The organism is Pseudoxanthomonas mexicana (assembly GCF_014397415.1).
Lineage (GTDB): Bacteria > Pseudomonadota > Gammaproteobacteria > Xanthomonadales > Xanthomonadaceae > Pseudoxanthomonas_A > Pseudoxanthomonas_A mexicana.
On sequence record NZ_CP060731.1, the window covers coordinates 1,642,390 to 1,662,675 of the forward strand.

The 20,286-nt window shown below is 68.5% G+C and carries 18 protein-coding genes; 12 read left to right on the plus strand and 6 right to left on the minus strand.

Annotated features, from left to right (window positions below; genetic code table 11):
• The first annotated feature begins 53 nt into the window (after nucleotides 1-53).
• On the plus strand, nucleotides 54-653 hold the full coding sequence (locus tag IAE60_RS07485; protein WP_162108967.1) for a TetR/AcrR family transcriptional regulator: 600 nt from the start codon (nucleotides 54-56) through the stop codon (nucleotides 651-653).
• A 69-nt stretch (nucleotides 654-722) separates the two neighbouring features.
• Here the strand turns inward: IAE60_RS07485 and IAE60_RS07490 are convergent, their stop codons facing one another.
• The 4 genes from IAE60_RS07490 to IAE60_RS07505 form a co-directional block, all read right to left on the minus strand.
• The gene (locus IAE60_RS07490; protein WP_187574404.1) at nucleotides 723-1,106 is read right to left on the minus strand and encodes a hypothetical protein; all 384 of its coding nucleotides are present in this window, start codon (nucleotides 1,104-1,106) and stop codon (nucleotides 723-725) included.
• 107 nt (nucleotides 1,107-1,213) lie between these two features.
• Nucleotides 1,214-1,429: a hypothetical protein gene (locus tag IAE60_RS07495; RefSeq protein ID WP_187574405.1), complete on the minus strand. Its 216-nt coding sequence runs from the start codon at nucleotides 1,427-1,429 to the stop codon at nucleotides 1,214-1,216.
• A 75-nt stretch (nucleotides 1,430-1,504) separates the two neighbouring features.
• Nucleotides 1,505-2,317: a DUF2145 domain-containing protein gene (locus tag IAE60_RS07500; protein ID WP_187574406.1), complete on the minus strand. Its 813-nt coding sequence runs from the start codon at nucleotides 2,315-2,317 to the stop codon at nucleotides 1,505-1,507.
• Between the two features lie 7 nt (nucleotides 2,318-2,324).
• Nucleotides 2,325-2,771, minus strand: a complete 447-nt coding sequence (locus IAE60_RS07505) for a hypothetical protein (RefSeq protein ID WP_187574407.1) — start codon at nucleotides 2,769-2,771, stop codon at nucleotides 2,325-2,327.
• 107 nt (nucleotides 2,772-2,878) lie between these two features.
• Here IAE60_RS07505 and IAE60_RS07510 point away from each other — a divergent pair, with 107 nt between their 5' ends.
• The 4 genes from IAE60_RS07510 to IAE60_RS07525 all read left to right on the plus strand — a co-directional run bounded on the left by IAE60_RS07510 (nucleotide 2,879) and on the right by IAE60_RS07525 (nucleotide 8,528).
• On the plus strand, nucleotides 2,879-3,622 hold the full coding sequence (locus tag IAE60_RS07510; protein WP_162108963.1) for a helix-turn-helix domain-containing protein: 744 nt from the start codon (nucleotides 2,879-2,881) through the stop codon (nucleotides 3,620-3,622).
• A 422-nt stretch (nucleotides 3,623-4,044) separates the two neighbouring features.
• On the plus strand, nucleotides 4,045-5,850 hold the full coding sequence (locus IAE60_RS07515) for a phosphoenolpyruvate carboxykinase (GTP) (protein ID WP_187574408.1): 1,806 nt from the start codon (nucleotides 4,045-4,047) through the stop codon (nucleotides 5,848-5,850).
• Between the two features lie 127 nt (nucleotides 5,851-5,977).
• Entirely contained in the window at nucleotides 5,978-7,615 is a 1,638-nt protein-coding gene (locus IAE60_RS07520; protein ID WP_187574409.1) for an NAD+ synthase, read from the plus strand.
• 25 nt (nucleotides 7,616-7,640) lie between these two features.
• Nucleotides 7,641-8,528, plus strand: a complete 888-nt coding sequence (locus IAE60_RS07525; RefSeq protein WP_222937218.1) for a vitamin K epoxide reductase family protein — start codon at nucleotides 7,641-7,643, stop codon at nucleotides 8,526-8,528.
• A gap of 59 nt (nucleotides 8,529-8,587) precedes the next feature.
• Here the strand turns inward: IAE60_RS07525 and IAE60_RS07530 are convergent, their stop codons facing one another.
• The gene (locus tag IAE60_RS07530) at nucleotides 8,588-9,475 is read right to left on the minus strand and encodes an outer membrane protein assembly factor BamD (RefSeq protein WP_187574410.1); all 888 of its coding nucleotides are present in this window, start codon (nucleotides 9,473-9,475) and stop codon (nucleotides 8,588-8,590) included.
• Nucleotides 9,476-9,594: 119 nt separating this feature from the next.
• Here IAE60_RS07530 and rluD point away from each other — a divergent pair, with 119 nt between their 5' ends.
• From rluD to IAE60_RS07550, 4 genes are all read left to right on the plus strand, one after another.
• Nucleotides 9,595-10,569 carry a 23S rRNA pseudouridine(1911/1915/1917) synthase RluD gene (gene rluD, locus IAE60_RS07535; protein WP_187574411.1) on the plus strand — a complete coding sequence of 325 codons (975 nt, stop codon included), beginning with the start codon at nucleotides 9,595-9,597 and terminating at the stop codon, nucleotides 10,567-10,569.
• Entirely contained in the window at nucleotides 10,566-11,336 is a 771-nt protein-coding gene (gene pgeF, locus IAE60_RS07540; RefSeq protein ID WP_187574412.1) for a peptidoglycan editing factor PgeF, read from the plus strand. The genes rluD and pgeF overlap by 4 nt, the downstream gene beginning before the upstream one ends.
• Complete coding sequence (locus tag IAE60_RS07545; RefSeq protein WP_187574413.1) at nucleotides 11,321-11,860, plus strand: DUF4166 domain-containing protein; 540 nt, start codon at nucleotides 11,321-11,323, stop codon at nucleotides 11,858-11,860. Before pgeF ends, IAE60_RS07545 begins: the two co-directional genes overlap by 16 nt.
• A gap of 208 nt (nucleotides 11,861-12,068) precedes the next feature.
• Nucleotides 12,069-12,455, plus strand: coding sequence for a thiol-disulfide oxidoreductase DCC family protein (locus tag IAE60_RS07550; RefSeq protein WP_187574414.1), 387 nt, complete (start codon nucleotides 12,069-12,071; stop codon nucleotides 12,453-12,455).
• Between the two features lie 107 nt (nucleotides 12,456-12,562).
• Here the strand turns inward: IAE60_RS07550 and IAE60_RS07555 are convergent, their stop codons facing one another.
• A complete protein-coding gene (locus IAE60_RS07555) occupies nucleotides 12,563-14,983 on the minus strand; it encodes a TonB-dependent receptor plug domain-containing protein (RefSeq protein ID WP_187574415.1) in 2,421 nt (806 codons plus the stop codon).
• 183 nt (nucleotides 14,984-15,166) lie between these two features.
• Here IAE60_RS07555 and IAE60_RS07560 point away from each other — a divergent pair, with 183 nt between their 5' ends.
• The 3 genes from IAE60_RS07560 (at nucleotide 15,167) to clpB (ending at nucleotide 20,080) form a co-directional block, all read left to right on the plus strand.
• Nucleotides 15,167-15,640, plus strand: a complete 474-nt coding sequence (locus IAE60_RS07560; RefSeq protein WP_187574697.1) for a DUF3574 domain-containing protein — start codon at nucleotides 15,167-15,169, stop codon at nucleotides 15,638-15,640.
• A gap of 103 nt (nucleotides 15,641-15,743) precedes the next feature.
• Nucleotides 15,744-17,324, plus strand: a complete 1,581-nt coding sequence (locus tag IAE60_RS07565; RefSeq protein ID WP_187574416.1) for a hypothetical protein — start codon at nucleotides 15,744-15,746, stop codon at nucleotides 17,322-17,324.
• A gap of 161 nt (nucleotides 17,325-17,485) precedes the next feature.
• Nucleotides 17,486-20,080, plus strand: coding sequence for an ATP-dependent chaperone ClpB (clpB, locus tag IAE60_RS07570; RefSeq protein WP_187574417.1), 2,595 nt, complete (start codon nucleotides 17,486-17,488; stop codon nucleotides 20,078-20,080).
• The last annotated feature ends 206 nt before the right edge of the window (nucleotides 20,081-20,286 follow it).

The window sequence follows — 20,286 nt, forward strand, 5'->3', positions numbered from 1 at the left end:
TGCGCCGCAACATACATACCGCTACACACCTCGCCGTATGGTTAAATGCGGACATGAGCACACCCAGCCCCGACAGCAGCCCGCCCGCTCCCACGCGCAACGCCCGCCTGAGCGCGGACGATTGGGCCCAGGCGGCCCTCGATCTCATCGCGGAGCAGGGTGTCTCGGCCGTGGCGGTGGAACCGCTCGCCCGCCGGCTGGGTGTCACAAAAGGCAGCTTCTACTGGCACTTCCCGTCGCGCGATGCCCTGCTGCAGGCGGCGCTGGAACGCTGGGAAGCCGTGGAACAGGAAAGCATCTTCGGCAGCCTGGAGCAGGTGGCGGACCCCCGCGAACGCCTGCGCGCGCTGTTCCAGCTGGTCGGCCATGAAGTGAAGCCGCACATCATCTACAGCGAGTTGCTGAAGGCGCTGGACCACCCCTCCGTGCAGCCGGTCATCGACCGCATCTCACAGCGCCGCCTGGAGTACCTGGTGGCGATGTTCCGCCAGGCCGGCCTGCAGCGCACCGACGCCACCCACCGTGCGCGCCTGACCTACGCCGCGTATGTCGGCTTCCTGCAGCTGTCGCTGCAGCTGCAGCAGCCGCGCATGACCTCGGAAGAATTCGAGACCTACCTCGAACACGTCATCTCGACGCTGATTCCGACCTGATGCGTCGTAGGGCGGGCCTTGGCCCGCCGCGCACCGCCTTGTGAATGACGGATCGCGTCACGCCCCGCGTCAGTGGCTTGGCTCGAGGTTCTCGATGGTCTGCATGTGCGAAGACAGCAGGCCTAGACCAGCATGTACTTCCAGATCGTCGAACTGCGTGGTCGACGTCACGCGTACGGTCGCGCGCATGCGCGGTTCGGTATCCAGGTAGCAATCCTTGCATCGCTGGATCGTCAGGATCTTCAGCGTGGATCCCGCTGGAAAGCGCGTCCTGGAGATCACCTCGGGGCCATCGAATCCCGGCGGCTGGACGATCGTGTAGATGCTGGGCGAAGGACCGTAGTTCCGGTCCATGCTTACCCGATACACCGTCATGTCCGATGTGGTGCGGTACTCGGTCCCGACATGCATCGAGTACTTCGGATCATTGCTGACGTCTTCGTAGCTGACCATGTAGCAGCCTGCCAACAAGCACGTTGCCAGTAAGGCAATGAATCGATTTCTCATTGATACCCTGTAGTCGTAGAGTTCGGGTCGGTGCGTCGCACCAGTGACGCACGTCATGTCGATGGCGGGCCAAGGCCCGCCCTAGGGTTGGGTGAGGTCGCCCGCTTCAGCTCCGACAAGCGCACCACCACATACGCCAGCAACGCCGCCGCGAAGAATGCCAGCAGCATCCAGGCGATGTCCTGCGGTGTTTCGATGATGGTGCGGTAGACCTCCAGCACCCAGCGCTCGGTGGTCGGCGCGATGATCCTTGCTTTGTCCTTGTCCATCCGCGCCCGCTGGAGCCATCCAGGACAATGGCGTCGAACGCGTCGCAATGCGCCCGTGTGGTGAACAACTGCAGCTCACGCCGGCCCCATCGCCCGCTGCCGCACGCCGCTCCGCCATTCCCGCTGCTCGCGGACATAGCCGCTGCGTTCCAGCCAACGGAAGATCGAGCGCACGGTGACGACGGGATAGTCGCCGGAGAGCCGGGTGGCGACCGAGTGGTCGGTGAAGTCGGTGTTCGCCGAGAACAACCCGCCCAGCACGCGCTTGGAGTAGGCGATGTGCACCGTGTCCGCCACGAAGCCATCGCCGCGGGCGAAGGCGTAGGCGCTGCGGCGATCGTAGATCCCGCGGTCGGCGAGCGCGGCGGCCATCACTTCCACGATCCAGGCGGTCGAGTTCTGGTAGTCCTCGCTGCCGGGCCGGGCGATCAGGTTGTAGCGCGGGTGGTGCAGGCTGTGGCGCGGCATCTGCTGCAAGCGCACCGCCAGCCGGTCGGCGACCTCGGGAGCGAACCACACGATGCGCAGGTCTTGGTTCACCAGGTCGTCGGCGAAGAAATTCACCAGCCCCTGCGCGTACAGGCCGGAGCGGTCGCTGCCGCATTCGTTGAGCAGGTGCACGACCGTCCAGCGTCCGTGCGCGTGGTCGCGCACCGCGAACCCGGCATGGCTGTAGACCAGGCCCTGCTTCGACAGGTCGGTCCCCACGCGCGCGATCAGGGCGACCGGTGCGTCCACCTCGTCCAACTGCTGCGCGGCCAGCAGCGCGGTACGCGCGGCCTCGGCCACCTTGTACGGGGGCATCTCCATCTGCTTGCAGGCATCGCCCGCGCGTGCCGTCCCCGGCAGCGCGAGGATGAAGATGAAGAACACCGCGAGTGCGCGCATCGCCCGCTCACCCGCCGTAGCGATGGCTGTGGATGTGCGGTCGGGCGGCATCGTTGGCGATGAAGCACAGCGCTTCACCGGCCGCACTGAGGATCCAGCCCGTCGCCACGGCGGCGACACTGATCGCCGTGCCCACCGCGATGCCGAGCCGCTTGATCGCTTCCGCGCTCAGATAGACCACGAACGAGGCCGCGCCCACCACACCCGCCGCCGCGACGGAGACCGTCACCGCCACGCTGCCGGCCACCACCGCCACACCGGTGACCACCGCCGAGGCGCCATGGCCCAGCGCATGGATCACCGCCACCGGCACTTCGATGGACGCCTCCAGGCTGGCCTGCGACATCCGGCTGGCGCCGTCGGACTGCGGCGCGGCCTGCGCGGGGAGGGCCACGCCGCCCGTGAGGACGGTGGCCAGGGCGAGGGTCAGCGAGCGGGCGATCAGGCGGGGCATGCGGGTTCCTCCAGGGTGTCGCAGCCTTGTCGCGGCACGCCGGGCGGTTCAACCGGCATCGACGAGGTAAGCTCCCGCGCAACACCCGGTATAGGAATGCGCTACCGATGGCCGTCTCGGTGGACCTGATCGATGCCCTGAAGCGCTGCCTGCGCGCGCAGGAACTGACCTATCGTGAACTCGCCGCCCGCATCCGCATGAGCGAGGCGGCGGTCAAGCGCATGTTCTCCCGGCGGGCGATGAGCCTGCAGCGGCTGGAGCAGATCTGCGAGGTACTGGATGTCGGCCTGGCCGAACTCAGCGCCGAGGCCTCGCGCGGGCGCAAGGCGATGGCGCAGCTGAGCGAGGCGCAGGAACAGGCGCTGGTGGACGACCCGCGGCTGCTGATGGCGCTGTTCCTCACGCTGAACCGCTGGCGCGAGGACGACGTGATGGGCCACTTCGGCTTCACGACGGCGCAGTGGACCGGGCTGCTGGTGAAGCTGGACCGGCTGGGCATCATCGAACTGATGCCGGGCAACCGCGGTCGCGCGCTGACCGCCCGCAACTTCCGCTGGCGCGCCGACGGGCCCATGGAGCGCTACTTCCGCCACACCCTGCTGACCGACTACTTCGCCGACCCCTTCGACGGCGAGCAGGACGCGCTGCTGCTGCTCAGCGGCAGCCTGAGCATCGACGGGGTGAAGCAGCTGCGCCAGCGGCTGGAGGAAGTGGCGCGCGAGTTCGACGCCCTGCTGGCCCGGGACGCCACCCTGCCGGCGGAAGATCGGGTGGGCGTCAGCCTGGTGCTGGCGCAGAAACCCTGGCTGCTGCAGCTGTTCAATCCCTACCGGCGCTCGCGCGAGGCGTAGGCGCCGTGGCGGAGATCGGGCTCGGAAGGTGATCGGACGGCCCTGTTTGCTCCATCGATCGCCCGGCGCGCCCCATCGATCGCCTTCCGAGCCCGATCGATGGGGCTCCCACAGTGATCGATGGGGCTCAAAGGGCTATCCATGGCTTTCGGCGCCCCATCGATGGCGCTTTTTGCTCCATCGACCGCCCGTCGCGCCGCATCGATCGCGCTCCGAGCCTGAGCGATCACCCTCAGAGCTCCATCTTTCGCGCCCGGAACCCCGTACATACCCCGGAAAGCCTTGTAGGGCGGTCGTTCTCTGGTCGCGCTGAGAAAGAAGCGTCCCTGCGCCAGCGTCAGTGATGACCGCCCATCGACGTTCTCCTCGTCTGAGGGACAAGACATTGGTATCATTTTGGTCTGACTTTTCGAGGGTGGCGCATGAACGCAGCGGTCGATGTTTTCAAACGCAACGAATTCCAGGGCAGTTCGCTGGACGCATTGAACGCCTGGGTTGCGGAAGTCGCCGCGCTCACCCAGCCGGACCACATCCACTGGTGCGACGGCAGCGACGCCGAGAACGCGCGGCTGACCCAGCAGATGCTGGCCGACGGCACCCTGCTGCCCCTGAACCCGGAAACCCACCCCCACAGTTGGCTGCACCGCTCCAGCCCCAGCGACGTGGCGCGGGTGGAGCACCTGACCTTCGTCTGCACGCCGCAGCAGGAAGACGCCGGCCCCAACAACCACTGGATGGCCCCGGCCGAGGCGCACGCGAAGATGGATGCGCTGTTCGCCGGCTGCATGCGCGGACGCACGCTGTACGTGATCCCGTACTGCATGGGGCCGATCGACTCGCCGCTCTCGCGCTGCGGCGTGGAGATCACCGATTCGCCGTACGTGGTGGCGAACATGCGCATCATGACCCGCATGGGCGCGGCCGCGCTGGCGCGCATCGAGCGGGAAGGGACCTTCGTGAAGGGCCTGCACTCCACCGGCGAGCTGGACCCGGACCGCCGCTTCATCATGCACTTCCCCGAGGAGCTGACCATCAAGAGCTTCGGCTCGGGTTACGGCGGCAATGCGCTGCTGGGCAAGAAGTGCCACGCCCTGCGCATCGCCTCGCACCAGGCGCGGCAGGAAGGCTGGCTGGCCGAACACATGCTGATCGTCGGCATCGAGAACCCGCAGGGCGAAACGCACTACATCGCCGCTGCGTTCCCGTCCGCCTGCGGCAAGACCAACCTGGCCATGCTGATCCCGCCGGAGGGCTATCGCCAGGCCGGCTGGAAGGTGTGGACGATCGGCGACGACATCTGCTGGATGCGTCCCGGCGCCGATGGGCGCCTGTATGCGATCAACCCGGAAGCCGGCTTCTTCGGCGTGGCGCCCGGCACCTCGGACAGCTCCAACCCGAATGCGCTGGCCACCATCAGCCACCACACCATCTTCACCAACGTCGCCGTCACCGACGACCAGGAGCCGTGGTGGGAAGGGCTGGACTCGCGCACGCCCGCGCTGGACTGGCAGGGCCGCAAGTACGACCCGGCCAATGGCCCGGCCGCACACCCGAACTCCCGCTTCACCGTCTCCGCGCGGCAGTGCCCCAGCTACTCGGCCAAGGCCGAGGATCCGCAGGGCGTGCCGATCAGCGCGATCGTTTTCGGCGGACGCCGCGCCTCGCTGGTGCCGCTGGTGTTCGAGGCACGCGACTGGACGCATGGCGTGCTGGTCGGCGCGGCGATGGGCTCGGAAACCACCGCGGCCGCGACCGGCGCGGTCGGCGTGATGCGCCGCGACCCGATGGCGATGAAGCCGTTCTGCGGCTACAACTTCGCCGACTACTTCGCCCACTGGCTGTCGTTCGGCCAGGCCGATGCGACGCTGCCGAAGACGGCGCTTCCCAAGATCTTCCACGTGAACTGGTTCCGCAAGGGTGGCGACGGCAAGTTCCTGTGGCCGGGCTTCGGCGAGAACCTGCGCGTGCTGGAGTGGATGATCCGGCGCGTCGAGGGCAAGGCGGATGCGGTGGAAACGCCCATCGGCCACCTGCCGCGCGCGGAGGACATCAACCTGGACGGCGTGGCGCTGAGCGACGAGGCCCATGAGCTGCTGTTCGGCTTCGATCGCGCCGGCTGGCAGGCCGAGTTCGCCAGCCTCGGCGAGTACCTGCAGGAATTCGGCGCCCGCACCCCGCAGGCGCTGAAGGACGAGCAGCAGCGTATCGCCGCCCGCCTGGCCGGCTGATTCCCCGCCTCGCGCATCGCTTCCTGCGCTGCCCCGCGTGCGTCCCGGACGCCGCGGGGCTTTTTTCGCGCGGCGTCGGGTGCGGGGTCTGGGATAATGCCGGTGTTCGTTCCCATCGAAGGCCGACATGACCCAGATCCTCCGCATCGCGATGGCGCAGTTCGACTTCCCGGTCGGCGCGGTGGCGCAGAACAGCGACAACATCCGCCGCATGATCGCCGAGGCGCGCGACGAGTACGGGGCCGACGTGGTGCTGTTCCCCGAACTGGCGGTCAGCGGCTATCCGCCGGAAGACCTGTTGCTGCGGCCGCGCTTCCTGGCCGACTGCGAGACCGCACTGTCGGAGATCGCGGCCACCACGCACGGCATCGTCGCCGTGGTGGGCTGGCCGCAGAGCGCGGGCAGCGTGGTCTACAACGCCGCCAGCGTGCTGCGTGACGGGGTAGTCGAGACCACCTACCGCAAGCGCGAGCTGCCCAACTACGCGGTATTCGACGAGCGCCGCTACTTCGACGTGGACCCGGACGGGGGCGCCTGCACGTTCGAGGTGAAGGGCGTGCCGCTGGGCCTGGTGATCTGCGAGGACCTGTGGTTCCCCGAGCCGCTGGCCGACACCGCCAGCGCGGGCGCCGTGATGACGCTGGTGCCCAACGCCTCGCCGTTCGACCGCGACAAGCACGCGCAGCGCGATGCGCTGATTGCCGAACGTACGCGCGAGACCGGCATGGCGCTGGCCTACCTCAACGTGGTGGGTGGTCAGGACGCGGTGGTGTTCGACGGCGCATCGGTGGTGGCGGACGGCGATGGCGTCGTGCACCCGGCGGCGGCGGCGTTCACCGACCAGTGGCTGGTGGTGGATTTCGACGCGGCTGCGCGGAAGTTCAGTCCCGTGGTGTGGATGGACGACGGCGACGAGAGCCGCGACGCGCTGGCCTGGCGCGCCATCGTGCGCGGCATCCGTGACTACTGCGGGAAGAACGGCTTCTCGAAGGTGTGGCTGGGCCTGTCCGGTGGTATCGATTCGGCGCTGGTGCTGGCGCTGGCGGTGGACGCGCTGGGCGCGGAGAACGTCACCGCGGTGCGGCTGCCGTCGCGCTATACCGCGGGGCTGTCCAACGACCTGGCCGCCGAGCAGTGCGCGGCACTGGGCGTGAAGCTGGAAGCCATCTCGATCGAGGCGCCGTTCAAGGGCTTCCTCGAGGCGCTCGGTCCGGTGTTCGGCGACACGCCCGCCGACACCACCGAGGAGAACCTGCAGTCGCGCAGCCGCGGCGTGATCCTGATGGCGCTGAGCAACAAGTTCGGCGGCCTGCTGCTGACCACCGGCAACAAGAGCGAGTACGCGGTCGGCTACGCCACCATCTATGGCGACATGTGCGGCGGCTACGCACCGATCAAGGATCTGTACAAGACGGAGGTGTTCGCGCTGGCGCGCTGGCGCAACACTGTGGGCGGCGCGCCGGTGATCCCGCCGGCCGTGATCGAGCGCCCGCCGTCGGCCGAACTGCGCGAGAACCAGAAGGACCAGGACTCGCTGCCGCCGTACGACGTGCTGGACGCCATCCTGTTCCGCTACGTGGACCTGGAGCAGTCGCGCGACGAGATCGTCGCCGCCGGCTTCGACGCCGCCACCGTGGACCGCATGCTGCGGCTGGTGCGCATCAACGAGTGGAAGCGCCACCAGGCCGCGCCCGGACCGAAGGTCTCGCGTCGCGCGTTCGGCCGCGAGCGCCGCTACCCGATCACCAACAAGTACGCGCTGTGAGCGCCGCCGCGCGGCGGAGACCGGAATGACAAGGAAGAAAAAGCGTTCGCCGCATCGCGACCGCCCTGCGGCGCCCACGCCGCGTCCGGCCACACCGCCTGACAAGGTGATGCTGGCCTTGGCGGTACTGGGCCTGCTGATCACCGGCTATCTGGCCTGGACGGCGGGGAGCGGGTCGCCCTCTGCGTTCTGCGGCGCCGATGGGGGGTGCGATGCGATCCAGCGCAGCGGCTGGTCCACGCTGCTGGGCCTGCCGATGGCATTGTGGGGCTTCGGCCTGTATGCGGTGGTCGCCTGGGTGTCGCTGTCGCGCAATGCGTCGCCGCTGCTGCGGTGGCAGCGGCAGTGGCGGCTGGTGCTGCTGGGGCTGGCGATCAGCGTGTACCTCACCGGAGTGGGGGCCGTGGTGCTCGACGCCTTCTGCATCGGCTGCCTGGCTTCGCTGGCGGTACTGGCGGCGATGTTCGGCTGGCTGCAGCTGCGCCGCCCCGTGTCCGCGCCCGGCCAGCCCTGGAAGCGCTGGTGGGCGGTGCAGGCGTTGCCGGTACTGCTTGTCGTGGCTGTCCTTCACGTGCATCAGAGCGGGCTGCTGCACCAGCGTCCGGAAAGCCGTCGTGCGGCGGCGCTGGCCCAGCACCTGTCCGATTACGGCGCCAAGTTCTATGGCGCCTCATGGTGCGTGGAATGCCGGCAGCAGAAGCGCCGCTTCGGCCATGCGGCGGACCGGCTGCCCTATGTGGAATGCTCGCCCGGCGGGCGCAACACGCCGATGACGTCGACATGCGCGGCGGCCGGCGTGACCGTGTTCCCCACCTGGGTGATCGACGGCATCCAGCACAACGGCGTGATCGAACCGCAGCAGCTGGCGGTACTGACGCGCTTCGACTGGGACAGGGCCGGCGCGGCCGAATGATCCCGCCCCAAACGAAGAAAGGGCCCTAAGGCCCTTTCTTCCGGACGATCGCGCTGCGCTCAGTCGTCGTTGCGGCGTTCGGCGGTGTTGATGGACTTCTCGCCGGCGAACGGGTTCAGGCGACGCACCATCCACGGATAGTCCGGCCACTTGCCGGCCAGCCAGGGGTGCTGCGGGTCGTTCAACTCCAGCACGCGCCGGGCATCCGCGGCCAGGGCCTCGTTGCCCAGGCGGGTGTAGGCCTCGGCCAGCACGGCGACGGCGTCGTTCTGGTGCGCGCTCTGCGGATAGGTTTCCAGCAGGTACTTGGCGCGGCTGGCGGCCGACACGTAGGCGTCGCGGCGCAGGTAGTAGATGGCGGTGTCCAGTTCGTGCAGGGCGAACTGGTTGCGCAGGGCCACCATGCGCTGGCGGGCATCGGCGGCGTAGCGGCTGTTGGGGTAGTTCTCGGCCACGCGGTTGAAGTCGTTGTAGCCCTGCATCGGCGTGGCCAGGTCGCGGCGGCTGGCGTCCAGGCGCCACACCTTCTGCAGGAACACCGTGTCGCGGTTGGAGTTGGCCAGCCCGCGCAGGTAGTACATGTACGGGATGTTGCGGTGCGTGGGGTAGGTGCGGATGAAGCGGTCGATGGTGGTCACCGCGTCGTCCAGCTTGCCGGCCTTGTACTCGGCGTAGGCCGTTTCCATCAGCGCCTGCTCGGTGTAGGGGCCGTAGGGATACTGGGCGATCAGGCGGCGGAAGCTGGTCAGGCCGCGGTCCCAGTTGTTGTTGGCCATGGCCTGGTGCGCTTCCTGGTACATCACCTCGACCGGCTGGTTCTCAGGTGCTTCCTTCTTCTTGAAGATCTTGCCGCAGCCGGTCCCGGCGAAGGCGATCGCCAGTGCCAGCAGGACCAGACGGGCGGACGCGGAGGGGCGGGTAAGGCGGGGAAGGGCACGCTGGGTCATGGGCTGGCGGCAGGCCGCGGCAGGGAAACAGGCTGTCGATGATAGCCTAGGCGCCGCCTTCGCCATGAACAATCGGCCAATACGGACCGGCGGCATGGCCTTCCTGGACGTTTTCCCGCATGACCGAACCCGATTCCCCCGATACGCCCCGCACGGCCATCGTGCCCGCCAGCGCCGCTGGCCGACGCTTCGACGCCGCGCTGGCCGAGCTGTTCCCCGAGTTCTCCCGCTCGCGCCTGACCGAGTGGATCAAGTCGGGCAACGCCCTGCTGGACGGGCAGGTGGTGCGCCCTCGCGACCCCGTGCGCGGCGGCGAGACCGCCAGCCTGGACGTGGTACTGGATACCCAGACCCACGCCGAGCCGGAAGACATCCCGCTGGACATCCTGTACGAGGACGAGCACGTCTTCGTGCTGGACAAGCCCGCGGGACTGGTGGTCCATCCCGGTGCCGGCAATCCCACCGGCACGCTGGTCAATGCGCTGCTGTTCCGCGACCCGTCGCTGTCGGCCTTGCCGCGCGCGGGCATCGTGCACCGGCTGGACAAGGACACCTCGGGCGTGATGGTGGTGGCACGCACGCTGCCGGCGCACACCTCGCTGGTGGCGCAGCTGGCCTCGCGCGACGTGCATCGCCAGTACCTGGCGATCGTGGTGGGCGCGATGGTCTCCGGCGGCACCGCCAATGCGCCGATCGACCGCCACCCGCGCGACCGGCTGAAGATGGCCGTGCGCGAGGATGGCCGCGACGCCGTCACCCACTACCGCCTGCGCGAGCGCTTCCGCGCGCATACCGCGCTGGAGTGCAGGCTGGAGACCGGACGCACGCACCAGATCCGCGTGCACATGGCGCACATCAAGTACCCGATCGTCGGCGATCCGCTGTACGGCGGCCCGCTGCGCCTGCCGAAGGGCGCCAGCGACGAACTGATCGCGGTGCTGCGCGGCTTCCGCCGTCAGGCGCTGCATGCCGAGACGCTGGAGTTCGCCCATCCGGTCAGCGGTGAACCGGTGCGCGTCACGGCGCCGGTGCCGGCCGACATGCTGGCGCTGCTGGCGGCCCTGCGCGCGGACACGCAGGCGCAGCGCAAGTGAATCGTGCGCCCGTCGTGCAGGCCGCCTGGCCCGCGCCGCGGGGCGTGCACGCGTTCACCACGTTGCGCCATGGCGCGGGCGTGTCGCAGGCGCCGTTCGACCACTTCAACCTGGGCAACAAGTACGCGGCCGACGGCGACGATCCGGCCACGGTGGCGCGCAACCGCGCGCAACTGGCCGAATTGGCCGGCCTGCCGTCGGCGCCGCACTGGCTGAAGCAGGTGCATGGCACGGATGTGTTGCGCGTGGACGTGCCTGCCGATCCCGCTGCACCGGAGCCCGTCGCCGATGCGCTGGTGACCTCGGAGCCCGGCGTGGTGCTCGCCATCCTGACGGCCGATTGCCTGCCTATGGTTTTCTCGGCGAAGGACGGCCGCGAGATCGCGGCCGCGCACGCCGGCTGGCCGGGGCTGTCGAAGGGCATGCTGGAGGCGACACTGGCGGCCATGCGCACACCGGCCGCGGACCTGGTCGCGTGGATCGGACCCGCGGCCGGGCCCCGGCGCTACGAAGTCGGCGAGAACGTCTTCGCCGCCTTCGTCTCGCACGATGCGGGCGCGGCTGCGGCGTTCGTGGCGACGCGTCCGGGCCATTGGCTGGCCGACCTGCCTGCGCTCGCGCGTCGCCGTCTCGTCGCGCGCGGCATGCGGGTGGAGGACATCCATGGCGGCGATCTCTGCACGATCAGCGAACCCGACCGTTTCTTCTCCCATCGCCGCGACGGCCGCAGCGGCCGCATCGCCACGCTGGCGTGGATGCAGCCGTAAGCCCGTTGTTCGCAGCATTGCTGGGGCCGGCGTTCGCCACGCTGCCGGAACCGGTGCGCGCGCTGCATGTCGCGCAGGGACTGAAGCGGTACGTCGGCAAGGTGCAGGTCGAACGCGGATCGGGCCTGCTGTCGCGACTGGTCGCCGCGGTCACGCACCTGCCACCCGCGGACGCAGGCCCACTGTGCGTCGAGATCGACGCATCGCCGGACCACGAACGCTGGATTCGCTACATCGGCGGCCGCGCCATGCCCTCGCGGTTGTGGCGCGAGGGCGACGTGCTGTGCGAGCGGCTGGGCGTGGCGAGGTTCGGTTTCCGGCTGGAGGTCGTGGACGAGGCGATAGTCTGGCGCGTCGTCCGGGTCGGCGTGTTCGGCGTGTCGCTACCGCCCCGCTGGTTCACCGGCGTCGGCGCGCGCGAGTCCGCGGACGGAGAGCGTTACGCGTTCGATGTGTGGGCCTCGTTGCCGCTCGTCGGACTGCTGGTGCACTACGCGGGCTGGCTGGATGTACGCAACGAGTGAATGGCTGTCCTTCTCCCCGCGTGCGGGGAGAAGGTGCCCGGAGGGCGGATGAGGGGCGCTTCTCGTTGTCGACACGGGGAGCGGGCGCCAGTGCATCGCGCGTTGCGCCTGTGCGGTGGCGCGATGGGTGGCAGGCTCCGTTCGCCCCTCACCCGCCGTTGGCACCCTCTCCCCGCACGCGGGGAGAGGGGATTCATCCCGTCCGCAAGTGCCGGTCATCGTCTTCGACGGCATCTGCGTGCTGTGCAACGGCTGGGTGCGTTTCCTGCTGAAGCACGACCGTGAGGGCCGCTACCGTTTCGCGGCGATGCAGACGGACGTGGGTCGCGCGTTGCTGGCGGGGCATGGACTGGATCCGGACGACCCTGCATCGTTCCTGCTGGTCGACGGCGAGCGCGCGTGGACCGACAGCGACGCCATCCAGCGCGTGCTGACCGGCCTGGGCGGAGCATGGCGCCTGGCGGGCGTGATCGCGTGGGTGCCGCGTTTCGTGCGCGATCCGGTGTACCGGTGGATCGCGCGCAATCGCTATCGCCTGTTCGGCACCACTGCGTGCCATGTGCCGACGGAGGAGGAGCGCGCGCGGTTCCTGTAGCGCGCGCCACGCGCACGACACCGTGCGTCCGCGATACCGGGGCCGTGCGCATGGCGCACGCTACACGATCGTCATCCCGGCCTGCGCCGGGATGACGTCTGTCCAACTCAGAACGTGTAGCGCACCCGCGTGTAGTAGTACGCACCGTTGCTGCCGATGGGCGACAGCACGTCGTAGGGCAGGTTGCCGAAGTAGGAGATGTCCGCGCTCGACAGGTCCGGGTACTCGTCGGTCAGGTTCAGGCCGCCGAGGGCGACGCTCCACTTCGGCGAGACGCGGTACTCGACTTCCGCATCCAGTTGCCACTCGGCGCCATAGGTCTGCTCCGGCTCGAAGCCGCCGCCGAAGTTGAACACACGCTTGGCGCTGCCGTGGCGGCTCACGCGGCCCAACAGCGACCACTGCGTGGTGTCCCAGGTGGCGGTGAAGGCGCCGCGCGTGCGCGGGGCGGCGTCGGTCAGCGTGTTGCTTTCCTCCACGCCGAACAGCACGTAGCCGGGATCGATGGCGAGCAGTTCGGCCGGCGTGGCGGCGATGTTCTTCAGCTCGGTCTTGGCGTAGCTGTAGGCGCCCGTCAGCAGCAGGTTGCCCTCACCCAGTACCTGTCGCCAGTTGGCGACCAGTTCGGCGCCCTGGGTGCGGGTGTCGGCGGCGTTGATGAAGAAGTTGGCGCTCTGCACGCCGGGCACGCCGAAGGTGTCCAGCACGAAGTCCGTCAGTGCGTCCCCGGTGATGCGCTCGGTGATCGCCACGCGGTCGTCGATGTCGATGCGGAACACGTCCAGCGACACGTCGAAGTGCTCGCCGATGCGGCTGGTCAAGCCGACACTGAGGTTCAGCGACTTCTCCGGGTCCAGGTCCTGCGCGCCGAGCGCCCGGGCGATGGGATTGTTGACCGACAGCAGGCGGCCCTGGGTGAGCTGGCCGGAGGCGTCGTAGCCGGTGGAGGTGGATTCGAAGCCGATCTGGCTCAGCGACGGGGCGCGGAAGTTGTTCGACACCGAGCCGCGCAGCGCGAACGCGGGCGCGAACTCGTAGCGCGCGGCGAGCTTGCCGGTCAGTTCGCCGCCGAAGTCGTCGTAGTGCTCGTAGCGCGCGGCGATGTCGGTGGTGAACTTCTCGCCCCACTGGCTGCTGAGGCTGGCGTAGACGCTGGACACGTCGCGGTCGAGGTCGGCGGTGTCCTGCGGCGTCAGTCCGCCCCCGGCCTGCGAGCCGGTCGGGCGGTCGGTATAGGGGCCGGCTGCGTACGAAGCCGGATCGCCGGCACCCGTTTCGAAAGTCTCGTGGCGGAACTCGACGCCGGTGGCGAAGGTGTGCGCGCCGAACACGCGGCTGATGTCCAGGTTCACCAGGGTCTGGCCGGATTCGTAATCGCCGGTCTTGAAGCGCGTCGGGCTGGTCGGGCCGAGCGAGGCGTTGAGCGAGTTGCGCAGGCGGTAGGTGAAGGCGTTGCGGCCGTGGTTGAGGCTGGCGTCGTAGTCCCAGTCGCCCCACTGTCCGCGCACACCGGCCACACCGGCCAGGTCCAGGTTGTCGCCTTCGGAGATCGGGCGGTAGCCGTTCGGGTAGACCTGCTTCCAGTTCGCCACGCCATCGGGGTAGCGGAAATAGTTGGCGCCTTCGGTATCGCTCTGGTGGTACGTGCCGAACGCATAGAACTCCGCCGATTCGCCCAGCGGCACGGCCGCGTTGAGCCACGCGTTGATGTCGCGCGAGCTGCCATCGCCCAGCACGTAGTTGCGCTGGCCTGCCAGCGCCAGGTTGTCGGGCGTCTGCTCCTCGAAGAACGGGATCTGGTCGAGGCCGGCGCGATTGGTGCCCTCGCGCTGCTTGTATTCCAAACCGACACGGAAGAAACCGCCATCACTGATACGGTCGCCGACCTGCGCGCTGAAGAAGCCGCTCTGGCCGTCGGTGACGGTCCGGTCGATCGGCTCCACCTTCGTGTGGTGCGCGCCGTAGCTGGCTTCGAAGGCCCCGCCTTCCGGCGCGTCGTTGAGGATCACGTTGATGACGCCGGCCACGGCATCGGAGCCGTACTGCGCGCCGGCACCGTCGCGCAGCACTTCGATGCGCTTGATCGCGCTGACCGGGATGGCATTGAAGTCCACCGGCGTATTGCCCTTGCCGATCTTGCTGTCGGTGTTGACCAGCGCGCTGGTATGGCGGCGCTTGCCATTGACCAGCACCAGCACCTGGTTGGGGCTCAGGCCGCGCAGCTGCGCGGCGCGGACATGGTCGGCGCCGCCGGAGTTGGACTGGCGCGGGAAGTTCAGCGAGGGCAGCAGCGCCTGCAGCGCGCTGCCGAGCTCGCCGTTGAGCACGCCGGCCTTGCGGATGTCCTCGGCGGTCAGCACGTCGATGGGCGAGGTGGATTCCAGCGCGGTGCGGTCGGTGGCGCGCGTGCCGGTGACGATCACCGCGTCCAGGTCGGTGGCGCCGGAAGGGGCGGTCTGGGCATGGGCGGGGAGGGCGAGCGCCAGCACGATGGCGGCGCCGAGTGGAGCAAGGGCGGGGTGGGACATGCGGGTCTCGTGGGGCGAGGGGAGGGGCGGAATAAAGTCTATCGCTATATTGCGATGAAGCGATATATTAGTCGCCACGGCGGGCCGTGTGTCATCTCCGCTGTCCATCACCTTATGCCGTCGCGTCATATGGCCGCCGCGGCGGCGTGCTCCATCCTGTCCTTCTTCCACGAGGTCTTCCCGATGTCCCATCGTGTTGTCTGGTTGCTGGTCCTTCTCGCGCTGGCCGGATGTGCGTCCACGCCGCCCGGCGCGCCGGCCCCTGCCACGACCGCCACGCTGGAAGGCGATACGCTGCGTCCGGCCAGCGCGAACGGCTGGGTGCGCAGCGAGCTGTACTTCGGCGTGGGGGAAGAGACGGGACCGGCCGACCGTCCCCAGGCCGAGCCGATCAGCGAGGCGACGTGGCGCGCCTTCCTGGACAAGGAAGTCACCGCGCGCTTCCCCGATGGCCTGACCGTGTTCGACGCCTACGGCCAGTGGCTGTTCCGCGGCGCGAAGGAACCCAACCGGCTGAAGACCAAGGTGCTGGTGGTCCTGCACGAGGACACGCCGCAGCGCCGGGCCGACATCGAGGCGATCCGCCTGGCGTGGAAGCAGGCCACCGGCCACCAGTCGGTGCTGTGGTCGCGGCATGCCGTGGACGTATCCTTCTGAAAGCAGGAGTGAGTGGGGAGGAGTGAGGAGTGAGCGGAAAGCCCGCGCGCACCTGGCTCTGCTTTTACTCACTTCTCACTCTTCTCCACTCACTCCTCCTCCAATGACTTCACAGACCCGCAGCGGCAAGTGGCTCGTCCCCGGCGACCTCAACGGTTTCTTCGGCCTGGTGGTGGACAACCTGTCCATCCTCGGTTTCATCGCCGCCGCGCTGATCGGCATCTTCCAGTTCCCCGCCGAGGTGGTGTTCACCCGCATGTTCCCGGGCACCGCGCTGGGCGTGCTGGTCGGCAACCTGATCTACACGTGGATGGCGCACCGGCTGGCGGCGAAGACCGGGCGCGACGACGTCACCGCGATGCCGCTGGGACTGGATGCGCCGACCAGCATCGGCATGGCGCTGCTGGTGCTGGGCCCGGCGTTCGTCGGCTTCAAGCAGGCGGGCCTGGACGAACAGGCCGCGGCCACTGCCACCTGGCAGCTGGGCATGGCCTCGCTGGTGGTGATGGGTGTGTTGAAGCTGGTGCTGTCGTTCTTCGGCGATGCGGTCACGCGGGCGGTGCCGCGTGCGGGCCTGCTGGGCTCCATCGGTGGCGCGGCGCTGACGCTGCTGGGCTTCCTGCCGCTGATCGAAACGCTGCGGCAGCCCATCGTCGGCTTCGTCACCTTCGGACTGCTGCTGTACGTGCTGGTGGCGAAGGGCAGGCTGCCGGTGAAGATTCCCGGCGTGCTGCTGGCCTTCATCGTCGGCACCGCGCTGTATTACGGGCTGGGCCTGGCCGGCCTGGGTGCGCCGGGTTTCAAAGTGCCCGAGGCGGTGCCGCTCGCGCTGACCCTGCCGCTGCCCACGCTGGGTTGGCTGGATGGCTTGGCCTACACCGTGCCGTACCTCCCGCTGCTGCTGCCGTTCGGACTGCTGATGGTCGTGGGCGGCATCAACGTCAGCGAGAGCGCGCGCGCCGCGGGCGACGACTACCGCACGCGCGACGTGCTGCTGGCCGAAGCGGTGTCCACGCTGGTCGCCGGTGTCTGTGGCGGCGTGGCGCAGACCACGCCGTACATCGGCCAGCCCGCGTACAAGCACATGGGCGCGCGCAAGGGCTATACGCTGCTGACGGGGATCTTCATCGGCCTCGGCGGCGTGCTCGGCTACGTGTCGGGCCTGGTGCAGTGGCTGCCGGTGGCGGTGCTGGCGCCGATCATCGTCTACGTGGGCCTGGACATCACCGTGCAGGCCTTCACCGAAACCCCGCGCAAGCACGCCATCGCGGTGGCGCTGGGCTTCCTGCCGTCGGTGGCCTACCTACTGACGATCAAGTTCGGCAACCCGGCGTGGATCGCGCCGGAACGCTTCGCCGCCCTGTACGAGGGCGTGGATGGGCATGGTCTGCCGGACCTCGCCACCATCGTCACCCTGGGTAACGGCTTCATCATCACCGCGATGATCTGGACCACCGCGCTGGTGGCGATGATCGACGGCCGCAACGGACGCGCGGTCGTCGCGCTGCTGGTGGGTGCGCTGCTGACGCTTTTCGGCATCATCCACTCGGTGGATCCGCGCGGCGGCATCTACCTGCCCTGGGACGTCGAAGGGCTGCGCGCGACCATCCTCTGGCAGTTCGCCGGGGCCTACGCCGCGCTGGCGGTGCTGCTGGGCGCATTGTCCCTGCAGAAGAAGGCGTAGGGCGGGCCCAGGCTCGCCGTTCCGGGTGTCGCGAAGACGATGGGCCAAGGCCCACCTACGGTGAACCCGGATCTCAGCAGGCCTTGAAACACCGCCGCTTAACCGCATCTGGGTAGCATCGGCCGGGTTCGCCGGCCCCTTCTACCTTTGAGGTTCTCCCGATGCGGATGGACAAACTGACCTCGCGTTTCCAGCAGGCGCTGGCCGACGCGCAGTCGCTGGCCGTGGGCCGCGACCACACCATGATCGAGCCGGTGCACGTGCTGACCGCACTGCTGGAGCAGCAGGGCGGCAGCACGCGCCCGCTGCTGGCGCAGGCCGGCGTCAACGTGCCCGTGTTGCGCGAGCGGCTGGGCGAGGCGCTCGACACGTTGCCGAAGGTGACCGGGCAGGCCGGCAACCTGTCCATCGGCAACGACCTGGCGCGCCTGCTCAATGTCACCGACAAGCTGGCACAGGACAGCGGCGATACCTACATCGCCAGCGAGTGGTTCCTGCTGGCCGCGCTGGACGACAGCGGGGCCGCCGGCCAGGAGCTGAAGGCCAGCGGCGCCGACAAGCAGAAGCTGCGTGCCGCCATCGACCGTCTGCGCGGGGGGGAGAAAGTGCAATCCGAGAACGCCGAGGACCAGCGCCAGGCGCTGGAGAAGTACACCATCGACCTGACCGCGCGCGCCGAGTCCGGCAAGCTGGACCCGGTGATCGGTCGCGACGAGGAAATCCGCCGCACCATCCAGGTCCTGCAGCGCCGCACCAAGAACAATCCGGTGCTGATCGGCGAGCCCGGCGTGGGCAAGACCGCCATCGTCGAGGGCCTGGCCCAGCGTATCGTCAACGGCGAGGTGCCCGAAGGCCTGCGCGGCAAGCGCGTGCTGTCGCTGGACATGGGCGCGCTGATCGCCGGTGCCAAGTTCCGCGGCGAATTCGAGGAGCGTCTGAAGGCCGTGCTGAACGACCTGGCCAAGAACGAAGGCCAGATCATCCTCTTCATCGACGAACTGCACACCATGGTCGGCGCCGGCAAGGCCGAAGGCTCGATGGACGCCGGCAACATGCTCAAGCCCGCGCTGGCGCGCGGCGAACTGCACTGCATCGGCGCCACCACGCTGGACGAATACCGCAAGTACGTGGAGAAGGACGCCGCGCTGGAGCGCCGCTTCCAGAAGGTGTTCGTGGGCGAACCCAGCGTCGAGGACACCATCGCCATCCTGCGCGGACTGAAGGAGAAGTACGCCGTGCACCACGGCGTGGAGATCACCGACCCCGCCATCGTCGCCGCCGCCACGCTGAGCCACCGCTACATCGCCGACCGCCAGCTGCCGGACAAGGCCATCGACCTGATGGACGAAGCCGCCAGCCGCATCCGCATGGAGATCGACTCCAAGCCGGAAGAGATGGACCGGATGGAGCGCCGGCTGATCCAGCTGAAGATCCAGCGCGAGGCGTTGAAGAAGGAAAAGGATGCGCAGTCGAAGCAGCGGCTGGCCGATCTGGAAACCGAGATCGAATCGCTGCAGCGCGAGTTCAACGATCTGGAAGAAATCTGGAAAGCCGAGAAGGCCACCCTGACCGGTGCGACCAGGATCAAGGAGCAGATCGAGCGCGTGAAACTGGAGCTGGAAGCCGCGCAGCGCAAGCAGGACTACGCGCGCATGAGCGAGCTGCAGTATGGCCAGCTGCCGGAACTGGAGAAGCAGCTGGCGGCGGCGCAGGAGGCCGAGCAGAAGGGCTTCCGCCTGCTGCAGGACAAGGTCACCGACGAGGAGATCGCCGAGGTCGTCAGCCGCTGGACCGGCATCCCGGTCAGCAAGATGCTGGAGGGCGAACGCGAGAAGCTGCTGCAGATGGAGCAGTCGCTGCGTGGCCGTGTGATCGGCCAGGAAGAGGCGATCAAGGTCGTGTCCGATGCGGTGCGCCGTTCGCGCGCCGGCTTGGCCGATCCCAACCGTCCCAGCGGCTCATTCCTGTTCCTGGGTCCCACCGGCGTGGGCAAGACCGAACTCTGCAAGGCGCTGGCGGAGTTCCTGTTCGACAGCAGCGACGCGATGGTCCGCATCGACATGAGCGAGTTCATGGAGAAGCACGCGGTCAGCCGCCTGATCGGCGCGCCTCCGGGCTATGTGGGCTACGAGGAAGGCGGCTACCTGACCGAGGCCGTGCGCCGTCGTCCGTACAGCGTGATCCTGCTGGACGAAGTGGAAAAGGCGCACCCGGACGTGTTCAACATCCTGCTGCAGGTGCTGGACGACGGTCGCCTGACCGACGGCCAGGGCCGCACGGTGGACTTCCGCAACACGGTGATCGTGATGACGTCCAACCTCGGCTCCAACCTTATCCAGGAGCTCTCGGGCGACACGCCCGAAAGCTACACGCAGATGAAGGCGGCAGTGATGGGCGTGGTGCAGGCGCACTTCCGGCCCGAGTTCATCAACCGGTTGGACGACATCGTGGTGTTCCACCCGCTGGACAAGGCGCAGATCCGCGAGATCGCCCGCATCCAGACGCGTTACCTGGCCAAGCGCCTGGCCGAACGCCAGATCGTGCTGGAGCTGGACGATTCGGCGCTGGCGCTGCTGGGCAACGTCGGTTTCGATCCAGTGTACGGCGCACGGCCGCTGAAGCGCGCGATCCAGGCGCAGCTGGAGAATCCGCTGGCGCAGAAGATCCTGGCGGGCGAGTTCGGCGCGGGCGATACCGTGCGCGTGCGTGCGGAGGGCGGGCAGCTGCATTTCGAACGGAGCGCGTCGACGTCGTGACTCCTGCCGCCGGGCCGCGCACGACCAAGGTGTAGAGGTCGGGCATCGGGTGCGGACCGCTCAGGCAGCCGCACCTCGAAACCGGTCGCGAGGGCCGACGCGCGCATGACCGACTCACATTAGCGTCGCGCTTATCGCATTGTCGTCGACGGCGGAGTAACGTCGGCTCCGGCGCGATGCGGATGGCGGGAGCTTGTCCGCAGTGG

What these genes read in the sequence shown, in the direction of transcription:
- IAE60_RS07555 (WP_187574415.1), bottom strand. Translation starts at nt 14,983, where the DNA reads ATGTCCCACCCCGCCCTTGCTCCACTCGGCGCCGCCATCGTGCTGGCG.
- IAE60_RS07565 (WP_187574416.1), top strand. Translation starts at nt 15,744, where the DNA reads ATGACTTCACAGACCCGCAGCGGCAAGTGGCTCGTCCCCGGCGACCTC.
- rluD (WP_187574411.1), top strand. Translation starts at nt 9,595, where the DNA reads ATGACCGAACCCGATTCCCCCGATACGCCCCGCACGGCCATCGTGCCC.
- IAE60_RS07515 (WP_187574408.1), top strand. Translation starts at nt 4,045, where the DNA reads ATGAACGCAGCGGTCGATGTTTTCAAACGCAACGAATTCCAGGGCAGT.
- IAE60_RS07530 (WP_187574410.1), bottom strand. Translation starts at nt 9,475, where the DNA reads ATGACCCAGCGTGCCCTTCCCCGCCTTACCCGCCCCTCCGCGTCCGCC.
- IAE60_RS07495 (WP_187574405.1), bottom strand. Translation starts at nt 1,429, where the DNA reads ATGGACAAGGACAAAGCAAGGATCATCGCGCCGACCACCGAGCGCTGG.
- IAE60_RS07505 (WP_187574407.1), bottom strand. Translation starts at nt 2,771, where the DNA reads ATGCCCCGCCTGATCGCCCGCTCGCTGACCCTCGCCCTGGCCACCGTC.
- clpB (WP_187574417.1), top strand. Translation starts at nt 17,486, where the DNA reads ATGCGGATGGACAAACTGACCTCGCGTTTCCAGCAGGCGCTGGCCGAC.
- IAE60_RS07500 (WP_187574406.1), bottom strand. Translation starts at nt 2,317, where the DNA reads ATGCGCGCACTCGCGGTGTTCTTCATCTTCATCCTCGCGCTGCCGGGG.
- IAE60_RS07525 (WP_222937218.1), top strand. Translation starts at nt 7,641, where the DNA reads ATGACAAGGAAGAAAAAGCGTTCGCCGCATCGCGACCGCCCTGCGGCG.
- IAE60_RS07485 (WP_162108967.1), top strand. Translation starts at nt 54, where the DNA reads ATGAGCACACCCAGCCCCGACAGCAGCCCGCCCGCTCCCACGCGCAAC.
- IAE60_RS07510 (WP_162108963.1), top strand. Translation starts at nt 2,879, where the DNA reads ATGGCCGTCTCGGTGGACCTGATCGATGCCCTGAAGCGCTGCCTGCGC.
- IAE60_RS07490 (WP_187574404.1), bottom strand. Translation starts at nt 1,106, where the DNA reads ATGGTCAGCTACGAAGACGTCAGCAATGATCCGAAGTACTCGATGCAT.
- IAE60_RS07560 (WP_187574697.1), top strand. Translation starts at nt 15,167, where the DNA reads ATGTCCCATCGTGTTGTCTGGTTGCTGGTCCTTCTCGCGCTGGCCGGA.
- IAE60_RS07520 (WP_187574409.1), top strand. Translation starts at nt 5,978, where the DNA reads ATGACCCAGATCCTCCGCATCGCGATGGCGCAGTTCGACTTCCCGGTC.